This window comes from Arthrobacter sp. CAN_A2 (genome assembly GCF_015752045.1).
Lineage (GTDB): Bacteria > Actinomycetota > Actinomycetes > Actinomycetales > Micrococcaceae > Arthrobacter_D.
The window spans coordinates 86,712-99,068 of record NZ_JADOUS010000001.1; the positions used below are offsets into that span (position 1 = coordinate 86,712).

At 69.0% G+C, this 12,357-nt stretch carries 10 protein-coding genes and 1 tRNA gene; 7 read left to right on the top strand and 4 right to left on the bottom strand.

Annotated features, from left to right (window positions below; genetic code table 11):
* Nucleotides 1-104: 104 nt before the first annotated feature.
* Nucleotides 105-1,133, top strand: coding sequence for a glycosyltransferase family 9 protein (locus IWX63_RS00385; RefSeq protein WP_199276186.1), 1,029 nt, complete (start codon nucleotides 105-107; stop codon nucleotides 1,131-1,133).
* Here IWX63_RS00385 and IWX63_RS00390 read toward each other — a convergent pair.
* From IWX63_RS00390 to IWX63_RS00405, 4 genes are all read right to left on the bottom strand, one after another.
* Complete coding sequence (locus IWX63_RS00390) at nucleotides 1,130-1,957, bottom strand: sigma-70 family RNA polymerase sigma factor (RefSeq protein WP_199276187.1); 828 nt, start codon at nucleotides 1,955-1,957, stop codon at nucleotides 1,130-1,132. The genes IWX63_RS00385 and IWX63_RS00390 overlap by 4 nt on opposite strands.
* Before the next feature lie 207 nt (nucleotides 1,958-2,164).
* Nucleotides 2,165-2,587, bottom strand: coding sequence for a hypothetical protein (locus IWX63_RS00395; RefSeq protein ID WP_199276188.1), 423 nt, complete (start codon nucleotides 2,585-2,587; stop codon nucleotides 2,165-2,167).
* Between the two features lie 72 nt (nucleotides 2,588-2,659).
* A complete protein-coding gene (locus IWX63_RS00400; protein ID WP_199276189.1) occupies nucleotides 2,660-2,986 on the bottom strand; it encodes a GYD domain-containing protein in 327 nt (108 codons plus the stop codon).
* A gap of 291 nt (nucleotides 2,987-3,277) precedes the next feature.
* Complete coding sequence (locus IWX63_RS00405) at nucleotides 3,278-3,787, bottom strand: MarR family winged helix-turn-helix transcriptional regulator (protein WP_199276190.1); 510 nt, start codon at nucleotides 3,785-3,787, stop codon at nucleotides 3,278-3,280.
* Nucleotides 3,788-3,956: 169 nt separating this feature from the next.
* On the opposite strand from IWX63_RS00405, the gene bcp reads away from it, so the two are divergent.
* From bcp to IWX63_RS00435, 6 genes are all read left to right on the top strand, one after another.
* Complete coding sequence (gene bcp / locus IWX63_RS00410; protein ID WP_199276191.1) at nucleotides 3,957-4,430, top strand: thioredoxin-dependent thiol peroxidase; 474 nt, start codon at nucleotides 3,957-3,959, stop codon at nucleotides 4,428-4,430.
* An 83-nt stretch (nucleotides 4,431-4,513) separates the two neighbouring features.
* Nucleotides 4,514-4,598: transfer RNA gene (locus IWX63_RS00415), tRNA-Leu, on the top strand.
* A gap of 273 nt (nucleotides 4,599-4,871) precedes the next feature.
* Entirely contained in the window at nucleotides 4,872-5,573 is a 702-nt protein-coding gene (locus IWX63_RS00420) for a fasciclin domain-containing protein (protein WP_199276192.1), read from the top strand.
* Nucleotides 5,574-5,778: 205 nt separating this feature from the next.
* Nucleotides 5,779-7,509, top strand: coding sequence for an ABC transporter substrate-binding protein (locus tag IWX63_RS00425; RefSeq protein WP_334685513.1), 1,731 nt, complete (start codon nucleotides 5,779-5,781; stop codon nucleotides 7,507-7,509).
* A gap of 86 nt (nucleotides 7,510-7,595) precedes the next feature.
* On the top strand, nucleotides 7,596-9,080 hold the full coding sequence (locus tag IWX63_RS00430; protein ID WP_199276494.1) for a malate:quinone oxidoreductase: 1,485 nt from the start codon (nucleotides 7,596-7,598) through the stop codon (nucleotides 9,078-9,080).
* A 52-nt stretch (nucleotides 9,081-9,132) separates the two neighbouring features.
* Complete coding sequence (locus tag IWX63_RS00435; protein ID WP_199276193.1) at nucleotides 9,133-12,327, top strand: efflux RND transporter permease subunit; 3,195 nt, start codon at nucleotides 9,133-9,135, stop codon at nucleotides 12,325-12,327.
* Nucleotides 12,328-12,357 lie beyond the last annotated feature (30 nt).

The following is a 12,357-nucleotide window of genomic DNA, read 5'->3' on the forward strand; positions in this document are numbered from 1 at the left end:
GGCTTAGTTCCCGGGAAGGAGCAGTACTAAACACTTTCGGCCGAACTTCTTCCCAGCGGGCACGCCCGCCGGACACGCATCGATCCTCTGGCAGGATCGTCCCCATGACCTCCGAGGGCACCGGCACCACAGGCACGTCCGCTCCACCGTCCGGACGCGGCTCCGGGCCCGCTTCCCGTCCCGTCCCCGCATCGACGCCCGCATCCGACGGGCGTCCCGAGATCCTGGCGCTGCGGGCCCTGAAACTCGGTGATCTCCTCGTGGCGGTGCCCGCCCTGAAGGGGTTGCGGCGCGCCTTCCCGGAGCACCGCATCCTCTATGCCGCCCAGGAGTGGCTGCGCCCCATCATCCCGCTCACCGACGCCGTGGACGACCTGCTGCCCACCCACGGCCTCGACGACCCCCTGCCCATCGAGCACGGGCGCATCGACCTGGCCGTGAACCTCCATGGGAGCGGCGCCGAGAGCAGGGGGCGTCTCGAGGAGATCGGCGCACGACGCCGGATGGGACACCGCTCGCCGGGCTGGGACGGCCCCGAATGGCGCCACGGGATCCTCGAGCGCGAACGGTGGGCATCGCTCATGAGCTGGCACGGCGTCCCCGCGGACCCGCTGGACTGCAGGCTGCGGGTGCCCGACGTCGGGAATCCGGCACCGGACGCCGTCGTCGTGCATGTCGGGGCCGCCTACGGGAGCCGGCTCTGGCCCGTGGAACGGTTCGCCGACGTGGCGCGCACCCTGGCCGCCGCCGGGCACCGGGTGGTGTTCACGGGCAGTGGCAAGGAGCGGCCGCGCGCCCTCGCGGTCGCCGACGCCGCCGGCCTGCCGGAGGCGTCGGTCGCCGCCGGGGACCTGCCCCTCGACGCCTTCGCGGGCCTGGTGGCCGGCGCATCCCTGGTGATCTCCGCGGACACGGGGGCCGCGCACCTCGCCTCGGCCTACGCCCGTCCGTCCGTGGTGCTGTTCGGGCCCGCGCCGCCCTCTGAGTGGGGTCCGCCGCCCGGACCTCACACCGTCCTGACGGACGCGTCGGTGCGCGTCGGCGAGACGTTCTCCGCCACACCCGATCCGGCCCTCCTGGCCGTGACCGTCGACCAGGTGCTGGCTGCGGCAGCCGACCACGGGATCTCCTAGGCGATACCGGACCGCACCGCCTGCCCGTCCTCGGCGGCGGGAGCGCCGAGGAGTCTCTTCTGCAGTTTGACCAGGATCCGCGCCAGCGCCCTCGAGACCTGCATCTGGGACATGCCGAGCTCGTCCCCGATGCCCTGCTGGGTCTGCTCCATGAAGTACCGGCGGTAGAGGAGCTCCTTCTCGCCGTCGCACAGTTCGCTGACGGCACCGCGCAGGCAGATCATGTCCTCCCTGCGCTCCATGCCGCTGGACCGGTCCGCCAGGGTATCGGCCCAGGTGCGGCCCTCCACGGGGGCGTCGAGCGAGACCGGTCGGAGACTCGTCGCGCACGCCTGCGCTTCGAGGACCTTGCTCTCCGGCCGGCCGAGCTCGAGCCCCAGCTCGCGTGCGGTCGCCTCGCGGCCGAGCCGCTGGGCCATGGCGGGAGCCGTCCGGGCGATCTCCGTGCGGAGGTCCTGCACCTCCCGCGGCGGCCGGACCACCCAGCAGGAGTCGCGCAGGTAGCGCTTGATCTCCCCGCTGATCGTCGGGACGGCGAACGAGGCGAACGGAATGCCGCGTGCCGGGTCGAAGCGCTGCACCGCCTTGATCAGGCCCAGGTACGCGACCTGGCGGATGTCCGAGGCCTCGGGGCCCGCGACCGCGAAGGACCGCGCGACCGATTCGGCGATGTCCAAGTGCCGTAAGGCGATGTCGTCCTGCAGGGCCGCCTTGAGGGGCCCGTCCTGGGACGAGCGACCCGTCGGCCTGTGCACGGCAGCTGCATCGGAGGAACATGCCGGGCGTGCCCGGACAGTCGGCGGTGCGTCGATGGTGGTCTGCATGCTGTTCTCCCATGTGCGCTGGACACTCCCGTGTCCCAACAAAACATCAGCACACTTAGTATGCAAACAGTCCGGACCAGAAGGGCACCATCAGCCGGAGCTCTTCCCTTTTTCGCCGGGTGGATGTAGGACACGGTGGTCTCGACCTCCCGGAACACCGGCCGTACCCGATGGTGGTGCCCGACCGGCGCGCTCCCCGAGTCGGCGTCAGCGGATGAGGATGTTGTCGTGGACCTCGGTCCAGTCACCGCTCGTCAGGGCGTCAGTGGAGTAGGAATCCGTGATGAGCGTGGATTGAGGAAGATCTGAACCAGCGCCAGGAGCGACTGTGACCGGCTGACCATGGCCTTCCCCGCAGCCCCCGATGAAGTCGTCGTCCGTGGTCGAGTAGGCGCAGAAGCCCCTGTCGTCCGTCATCTCGCCGATGAAGTAGGAGATGTGGTCCTGTTCTGCGACTTTCCGGACGGAGTCGATGGTCACGCTCGGGTCGATGACGAAGTCCGGAGGTCGGTCCTCGGATGTCGCTTCCCGATTCGAAGCGGCGATGCCGTACTCGGCGCCGCTGCACGCGCTGATGGCGGTGCCCGCCGGCGCCAGTCCCGCAGCAATGGCCACCTGGTCGAACCGCATCTTCGTGCCCAGTCAGTGGTCACAGCGCGCTTCGATCGTGAACCGGCCGTCGTGCATGTCCACCTGAGCAGGTCAGGTACCGGGAGGTCGGTACCTGATCTGCTCGGCACTGCGCAGTGCCTCCATCGTCTCGTCGACGGTCAGGAGCACCGTCGTCTCGAACGAACTCAGTGCGCCCCCTCCGCTGATCGCCAGTGCGACCGCGGCCATGGACACGTTGTCGGGAGCCTCCCACAAGTTGTAGCCATCGTAGGCGCCGAAGGCGTACCAGAATCCATGGAGCGTCCCTCCGACGGATTCTATGTACGACTGTGCGGCCTTGCCGCGGTCCTCGGGGGAGCTGATCAGCCGCGCCCAGGTCTCCGGTGCATAGCTGAATTTCGATAGATAGAGCGGCATCGTTTCTTCCTCGCATTCGCTGTCAGAAGGGCGGATCCCCCAAGGATGGCACTTCGCACCCGGGTCAGCAATGAGTGGGAGGGCAGCCTCCGTCAGGCCGTTCCCGGGGTGTGGATGGTGATGGATGGGGTGGGTGTCATCGACGATCCGCGAACCTGCGGGCAGCGTGGCCGGCGCCTTCAGCGATCGAGGCCGGGCGTGCTCGTGCGCCGCGTCCGCCAACGCAAAAGCCCCCTGCCTCTCGGGCAGGGGGCTTGCATCAGGACCGTGGGGCCCGCGGCGGACCTGGAGTCAGCCGGGCACCGGGGCAGCCGGCCCGGTGGCGTCGGAGCCATCGCCGGCTCCGCCGTCGCGCGAGGCCACGCCCGCGGCCGCTGAGCTCCAGCGCGGCGCACCGAGTTCCCGGATGACGGCCTTCAGGTGGTTCCGCAGCTCCTCGGAGATCAGACCCCCACCGGGGACCAGGGTGCGCTCGATGTCCGCGGAGGCCTCGAGGACCCGACGACCCGCCGGCGAGATCGAGACCATGTGGGAGCGTCGGTCCAGATCGTTCCGCACGCGCGTCACATGGCCCCTGGACTCGAGCCGGGAGAGGGTCTTGCCCATCGTCTGCGCCTGCACGCGCACGATCTGGGCGAGGCTCGCCTGCGTCATGGCGCCCTGGTCCTCGAGGACGCCGAGGGCGATCACCCCCGCGTGGGTCACTCCGATGTCGACCAGACGTTCGTTCCATGCGTGCTCGACCAGACGCGCCGCTGTCGTCAGCAGTCGACCGGTGGGCCATTGCTCCAGATCGGGCATAGAACAGTGCACTTCCTCTCGCTCGCGAGACCGGCGGCCGCCATCGGCGTCGGATCTTCCACCTATGATAACTAAGCTGGCTGCTCGATCTCTCCAGGCCGGCCGCCGGGAGCCCTGCCTCCCGGCCCGCCAGACCACACCGCCTTCCGACGATTCCACAGGAGTATGCATGTCGCACCGACTGGCCACGGGTGATAGCGCCCCCGATTTCACGCTCATCGATGCCGCCGGCAACGACGTGACGCTGTCCTCGCTGAGGGGCGACAGCGTCGTCGTGTACTTCTACCCCGCCGCCGCCACGCCCGGCTGCACCACCGAAGCCTGCGACTTCCGCGACAACCTGGCTTCGCTGGGAGCTGCCGGTTACAAGGTGCTCGGGATCTCCCCGGACCCGGTGGGAAAGCTGGCCGCCTTCTCGGCGAAGGAGTCGCTCACCTTCCCCCTCCTCTCGGACGAGGACCACGCCACCGCGGAGGCCTACGGGGCCTGGGGTGAGAAGAAGAACTACGGGAAGACCTACGAGGGCCTCATCCGCTCCACGGTGGTCGTCGACCCCGACGGCAGGGTCGCCGTGGCCCAGTACAACGTGCGCGCCACCGGTCACGTCGCGAAGCTGCGGCGTGACCTCGGGATCGACCGGTAGGGCCCCTTCCGGAACCACGGACGCGGGTCCGGTCGCGTTACAGTGAAAGGGAAGGGATGCCCTCCGCGCGAGCGGCATCCCGAGCGCGAGTGGCGGAATTGGCAGACGCGCTGGATTTAGGTTCCAGTGTCTTCGGACGTGGGGGTTCAAGTCCCCTCTTGCGCACCAGCAGCACCAGCAGCACCCGTCGTCGGGCCGGCCCCCGACCGGCCCCCAGAGCCCTGCCGGGGCAGCACGCCCGGCAGGGCTCTTCCCTGCCCGGCCGCGCCTGCGCACCCATCACCGCAGGTCACGGGCCGGTCACGAAATCGGCGCCTCCCACATCGCACCCATCCACCTCGTCCGCGCGCCCGAAGTACCTCCGAGACATCGACACGATGTGTTTCACACGACAGTCACTGACCCAGGCAGCAGCCGGGTCGTAACTATGGAGGAAAACCCATGCAAATCATCAAGCGCAGGAACCTGTCCATCCTCGGTATCGCGGCGGTCTCGATGTTCGGTCTCGCAGCCTGCGGCGGCGGCAGTGACACGGCGTCCGAGGCAGCTCCGAGCGGCATGGCCGAAGAGACCGGCATGGCCAGCGAGTCCCCCTCGATGGAAGCCAGCATGAGCCCCTCCGCTGACGCCATGATGGACCCCGCAGCGAACCTCGTCGGCCCCGGCTGCGAAGGCTACGCCGAGCAGGTTCCGGACGGTGCAGGCTCGGTGGCCGGCATGGCCCTCGACCCCGTGGCCACCGCCGCAGGCAACAACCCCATCCTGACCCAGCTGACCGCTGCCGTCTCCGGTGGCATCAACCCCGACGTCGACCTCGTCGACACCCTCAACGGCGGCGAGTTCACCGTCTTCGCACCGGTCGACGAGGCCTTCGCGGCACTGCCCGCCGAGACCGTCGAGGGCCTGAAGACCGACACCGAGGGCCTCAGCAGCATCCTCACCTACCACGTCGTGCCGGGCAAGATCCAGCCGTCCGAGCTCGAGGGCACCATGCAGACCACGGTCCAGGGTGCTGAGCTCGAGGTCACCGGTTCGGGTGACGAGCTCCAGGTCAACGGCGCCAACGTGATCTGCGGCGGCGTCCAGACCGCCAACGCCGTCGTGTACCTGATCGACACCGTCCTCACGCCCCCCGCCGGCTAAGGACTCCCCCACCTCCCTGGTTCAATCCTCTAACGTGTCCCAGGGATCACGGACGGGCCTCCTCACCCCAGGGTGAGGGGGTCCGTTCGTGCGTCCGGTCCACCCCGGTCCTGGGCGGCAGGGACAGGACCATCGCCTACACTGGGGCATTCCAGACACCGGGCCACGACGGACCGGCCCCCCTGCCCTTCGGAGATCGACGCTTGTGACCAACCCTGCCGCGCGCCGCACCAGCCACGGATGGGCGACCCACGGTGTGACCCGCGTCGCCACGATGGCGGCTGCCCTCGTCTCCGCGGTGTCCCTCGCCTCCTGCACGGTCGGCCAGGTACCGCCACCCCAGCCGGCGACGACGACGGCGGCTCCGGCCGCGGATGCCGCGACGTTCACCTTCGGGACGGCAGCGCATCCCCGGACACTCGACCCGGCGCTCGCGAACGACACGGAGTCCTACCGCGTCAGCCAGCAGATCCTGCAGGGACTCGTCGGCGTCGATCCGCTGACCTCGGAACCGACGCCGCTGCTCGCGGAATCGTGGGACGAGAAGGACGAGGGGCGGTCCTACGAATTCACGCTGCGGGACGACGTCGTGTTCCAGGACGGGGAGCCGTTCGACGCGAAAGCCGTGTGCACCAACTTCGACCGCTGGTACACGTTCCCCGAGAGCGCGCGAGCCGGCACCAGCAGGCTGCCCTTCGAGAACGTGTTCAAGGGGTACTCCGACACTCCCGACGTGAGTCTCTACCAGGGCTGCACGGCGACCTCGGCATACACGGTGGACCTGCAACTCACCTCCCGGATCACGGGGCTGATCCCCGCACTCGCGTCGCCCGCCTTCGCCATGTCCTCCCCCGCGGCACTCGAGGCCGGCGCGGCGGACCAACTGACCGAGTCACGGGACGGCGCAGCCATCTCCCGCTACGGTCAGGCGCCCGTGGGGACCGGCCCCTTCCGGCTCGTCTCCTGGGAGGAGGGCGACGTGGAGCTCTCGTTCTTCGACGGGTACTGGGGTGAGCGCGGGGAAGTGGATCGTGTGGTGTTCACCACCATCTCCAGCCCCGACTCCCGGGCGCGTGCCCTGGCCTCGGGCCGGATCGACGGCTACGACTTCGTGTCCGTGGACAGCGCCGTCGACCTCGCCCGCAACGGACTGCAGTTCCTGCAGCGCGACCCCTACTCGGTGCTCTACCTCGGCATGAACCAGGGTTTCCCCGGTGTCGACGACATCCTGTTCCGCCAGGCCGTCTCCCACGCCATCGACAAGAGCGCCCTCATCGACGGCCGCTTCCTGAACGGGACCAAGCCGGCGCGCCAGTTCATCCCCGAGAAGCTCGGTGTCAGCAACGAGACGGTCAAGGACTACGGGTACGACGTCGCCCTCGCCAAGGACCTGCTCGAACGTTCCGGCTACGACGGGCGGGAGCTGCCCTTCTACTACCCGCGCAACGTCTCCAGGGCCTACCTGCCGTCCCCCGAGAAGGCCTACGCCGAACTGAGCCGGCAGCTCACCGAGGCCGGTTTCAACATCAAGCCGGTGCCCGTCGAATGGAGCGACGGCTACGTCGCGACGGTCCAGCAGTCCGGGGACCGGGCGTTCCACCTGCTCGGGTGGAGCGGCAGCTACCAGGACCCCGACAACTTCGTGGGTGCACTCTTCGGCACGTACTCCGAGGAGTTCGCCTACGAGGACCCGCAGCTGTTCAGCAAGATCAACCGGGCGCGGGGACTGCCTGCGGGCGAGGACCGCACCGACGCCTACGCGGACATCAGCTCGCAGATCTCCGACAGGATCCCGGCCGTCCCGCTGGCCTTCCCCATCTCCGCGCTGGCGATGAGCCCCCGCGTGAGCACCTACCCGGTGAGCCCCGTCATGAACGAGGTCTTCAACCGCATCGACCTGGCCGACGTCGAGCCCCGGCCGGCGACGTCGGACTGAGGTACCGGACGATTTAAGTTCGGTCACCACCAGACGCTAGTCTTTGTCTGCTAGTGACCTCGCGACTGGAGACTCCGTTGACCACAATCCATCAGGGCACGCCCGCCAAGACCACCGATGTCGTCCTGATCGGCGGCGGGATCATGAGCGCCACCCTCGGCGCATTCCTCCGTCAGCTGCAGCCCGACTGGGACATCTCCCTCTTCGAACGGCTCGACGTCGCAGGCCTCGAGAGCTCCGACCCCTGGAACAACGCCGGCACCGGCCACTCGGCCCTCTGCGAGCTGAACTACTCGCCCGCCGGGAAGGACGGTTCCGTCGACCCGGCGAAGGCCGTCGCGATCAACGAGCAGTTCCAGGTCTCGCGGCAGTTCTGGTCGCACATGGTCTCCGAGAAGCTTATCGGCGACCCCCGCACGTTCATCAACCCCGTGCCGCACATGAGCTTCGTCTGGGGCCAGGCCAACGCCGAATACCTGCGCCGGCGCTACGAGGCGCTGAGCCCCCAGCCGCTGTTCAGCACCATGGAGCACAGCGAGGACCACGACACTATCGCCGGGTGGACCCCGCTCGTGATGCAGGGTCGCAACCCCTCCCAGCCCGTCGCCGCCTCGCGCGTCGAAGGCGGCACCGACGTCGATTTCGGTGCCCTCACCCGCCACCTCACCACCTACCTCGAGGGCACCGGCGTCGACCTGCACTACGGGTTCGACGTCCTCGACGTCGCCCGGGCGAGCGACGGCCGCTGGGACGTCAAGGTCAGGAACAAGGCCACCGGCGAGACCACCACCGTCACCACCAGGTTCGTCTTCATCGGCGCCGGCGGCGGCGCACTGCACCTGCTGCAGCGCAGCGGGATCCCCGAGGGCCGCGGATTCGCCGGCTTCCCGGTCTCCGGCCAGTTCCTGCGCTGCACCGACCCGGACCTCGTCGGCAGGCACAACGCCAAGGTCTACGGCCAGGCGTCCGTCGGCGCCCCGCCGATGTCCGTCCCCCACCTGGACACGCGGTACGTTAAGGGCGAGCGCTCCCTGCTGTTCGGCCCCTACGCCGGTTTCTCCACCAAGTTCCTCAAGAGCGGCTCCTACCTGGACCTGCCGACGTCGATCCGCCCCTCGAACCTCGTGCCGATGCTCGCGGTCGCCAAGGACAACATGTCCCTGACGAAGTACCTCATCACGGAGGTCCTGAAGAACCGCGATGCCAAGAACGACGCCCTCACCGACTTCCTGCCGATGGCCGAAGGCGGCAGCTGGGAACTGATCTCCGCGGGCCAGCGTGTACAGGTCATCAAGAAGGCTCCCGGGAAGGGCGGCGTGCTGCAGTTCGGCACCGAGGTCATCACCTCCTCGGACGGCTCGGTCGGGGCTCTGCTCGGCGCCTCTCCCGGAGCCTCCACGGCGGCTCCGATCATGGTGAAGCTGCTCGAGCGGTGCTTCCCGACCAGGATGTCCGGCTGGGAGCCGAAGCTGAAGGAGATGCTGCCCGGGTACGGCGTCAAGCTCAACGAGAACGCCGCCCTGGCCGCCGAGGTGCAGTCGACGACCGACCGGGTCCTCAAGCTCATATAAATCCCGACGGAGCCAGCCGGCCGGTCGACCGTCAGCATCAAAGGCAGGTTCCTTGTTCCGTCTGGCTCACCTCTCCCTGGGCAACAGGGCGCTCATCGCGCTCATCACCATCTTTGCCTCCGTCTTCGGCGTCATCACCCTCGGCTCCCTGAAGCAGGAGCTCATCCCGTCGCTCGAATTCCCGCAGATCACGGTGATCTCCGCGCTGCCCGGAGCATCCCCGGAGTACCTCGACCAGCAGGTCAGCGAACCGCTCGAGGCCGCCCTGAGCGGCGTGGAGGGCCTCGAATCGTCGTCGTCCACCTCCCGCTCCGGCGTCTCGACCGTGAGCCTCGTGTTCGTGTACGGCACGAACCTCGACCGCGCCCGGGCGCAGGTGGACCGCGCGATCTCGACGGTGCGTCCCACCCTGCCGGACGACGTCGAGCCCCAGGCCCTCGCGGGCAGCATCAGCGACCTGCCCATCATCTTCATGGCGGTCTCGTCCGACGAGTCCCTCAGCGAGCTCAACGGCGACCTGGCCCGGCTGACCGTCCCACGCCTGCAGAAGATCGACGGCGTCCGGACCGCCGACATCTCCGGCGGGACCACACAGCACGTGGCGATCCTGCCGCGCGAGGGCGCCCTGGCAGCAGCCGGGCTGACGGTGGGTGACATCAGCAGCACCCTCGAGGACAACGGCGCACTGTTCCCCGTCGGGAGCCTCGAGGACGACCCCAGGTCACTGACCATCCAGGCGGGCAGCCGGATCGGGTCCCTCGAGGACATCCAGGCGCTGCCGGTGCTTCCCTCCTCCTCGGACACGCCCTCCTCCGGTCCGGTCAGCACGATCGGCGAGCTGGCCGCCGTCAGCCTGGCCGACGACGAGCCCACGTCCGTCGCGCGCACCAACGGGATCGAGACGCTCGCGCTGACGGTGACGAAGGTGCCCGACGGCGACACCGTGAAGATCTCCCAGCAGATCGTGGACCTCGTCCCCGAGCTCGAGACCGAACTGGGCAACGCGGCGGACATCACCGTGGTCTTCGACCAGGCCCCGTTCATCGAACGCAGCATCGACGACCTCACCACCGAGGGGCTGCTCGGCCTCGGCTTCGCCGTGCTGATCATCCTCGTCTTCCTGCTCTCGGTCCGCTCCACCCTGGTCACCGCGATCTCGATCCCGCTGTCACTGCTCATCACGTTCATCGGGCTCTACGTCGCGGGGTACTCCCTGAACCTGCTGACCCTCGGTGCCCTGACGATCGCCGTCGGGCGCGTGGTCGACGATTCGATCGTCGTCATCGAGAACATCAAGCGGCATCTCGGGTACGGGGAGGAGAAGCGGGAGGCCATCCTGACCGCGGTCCGGGAGGTGGCCGGAGCCATCACCGCCTCGACCCTCACCACCGTGGCCGTCTTCGCGCCCATCGGATTCGTCGGGGGCCTCGCGGGAGAGCTCTTCCGCCCCTTCGCGATCACCACCGGGATCGCCCTGCTGGCCTCCCTCGCCGTGTCCCTGACCATCATCCCGGTGCTCGCCTACTGGTTCCTGAAGCGCACACCCCCCGCACCCCGCGATCCCCGCCACGTCGCGGCCCCGGCGGCCGCCGCCGTCCCCGCCGCATCAGCCTCCTCCCGGGGGGAATCGCCCGACCGGCCGTCCCTCCTCCAGCGCGGCTACCTCCCGATCCTCACCGGCACCCAGCGCCACCCCGTCATCACCCTCATCAGCGGCGGGATCATCCTCGGCGCCACGGCCGCCATGGTCCCGTTCCTGCCGACCAACCTGCTCGGCTCCTCGGGCCAGAACAGCTTCTCCATCACCCAGAGCCTCGCCCCGGGCACCAGCCTGGCGACGACGGCGGGGACGGCCGCCCGGACGGAGGAGATCCTCATGGACAACCCGGAGATCCGCGATGTGCAGCTGACGGTCGGCAACGCCGACGGCGCCTTCGCCGCGCAGTTCTCCGGCGGCGCCTCGGTGGCGACGTTCACCGTCATCACGGACGACGACGCGGACCAGGAAGCCCTGCAGGAGACCGTACGCCGGGACCTCGAGGGCCTCGAGGACGCGGGCACCATCTCCCTGTCCAGCCAGCAGGGCGGCTTCGGAACCTCGAGCACCATCGATATCGACATCACGGCGCCCGTCACCGCGGACCTCCAGGCCGCGGACAGGGCCGTGTTCGAGGGGCTGCAGGGGATCGACGGCGCGGGTGAGATCACGAGCAACCTCGCGGCGGCGCAGCCGCAGGTCCAGATCGATGTGGACCGCACGGCTGCCGTGGAGGCCGGCCTGAGCGAGGGCCAGATCGCAGGCCTCCTCGGTGGGAGCATCAGCCCGGTCCCGGCCGGCTCGGTGCGCTTCGACGCGGACGACTTCCCCGTGCTGATCGGGGAAGGGACCACGATCACGAGCCTCGACCAGCTCCGGAACCTCCAGATCCCCACGGCGACGGGACCCGTCCCCCTGACCGACGTCGCGTCGATCGAGGAGGTCCAGGTGCCGCTGTCCGTCACCAGCTCCAACGGCGAACGCACGGCCCGGGTCTCGATCACGCCGTCCGGCGATGATCTCGGCACCCTGACGGGTGCGGTGAACGAACGCCTCGACAGCATCGACCTGCCGCCCGGAGCCACCGCCACCATCGGCGGCGCCTCGAGCCAGCAGGCGGAATCGTTCGACCAGTTGTTCCTCGCACTGTGGGCCGCCGTCGCGATCGTGTACGTGATCATGGTCGCGACGTTCAAGAGCCTCGTGCAGCCCCTGATCCTGCTCGTCTCCATCCCCTTCGCGGCCACCGGCGCCATCGCCCTGCTGCTGATCACCGGCACCCCCCTCGGGCTGCCCTCCCTGATCGGCATGCTGATGCTCGTGGGTATCGTGGTCACGAACGCGATCGTGCTGATCGACCTCATCAACCAGTATCGCCTCCCCCGCGACGGCAGGCCGGGGCTGCCGGTCGCCGAGGCGATCCACGAGGGCGCGCGGCAGCGCCTGCGACCCATCCTGATGACCGCACTGGCCACCATCTTCGCCCTGACGCCCCTGGCGCTCGGCCTGACCGGGAAGGGCGGGTTCATCTCCCAGCCCCTCGCCATCGTGGTGATCGGCGGGCTCGTCTCCTCCACGGCCCTGACCCTCGTCCTCGTCCCGGTCCTCTACCGTCTCGTCGAGGGCCGCCGCGAGCAGCGGGCGCTGCGTCGTGACGAACGGCTGCGGCCTGACCCGGTGGGGCAGCGGCAGCTGGACGGCGTACACTAGATGCAAATGAATCTATTTGCCGGTGCCCCG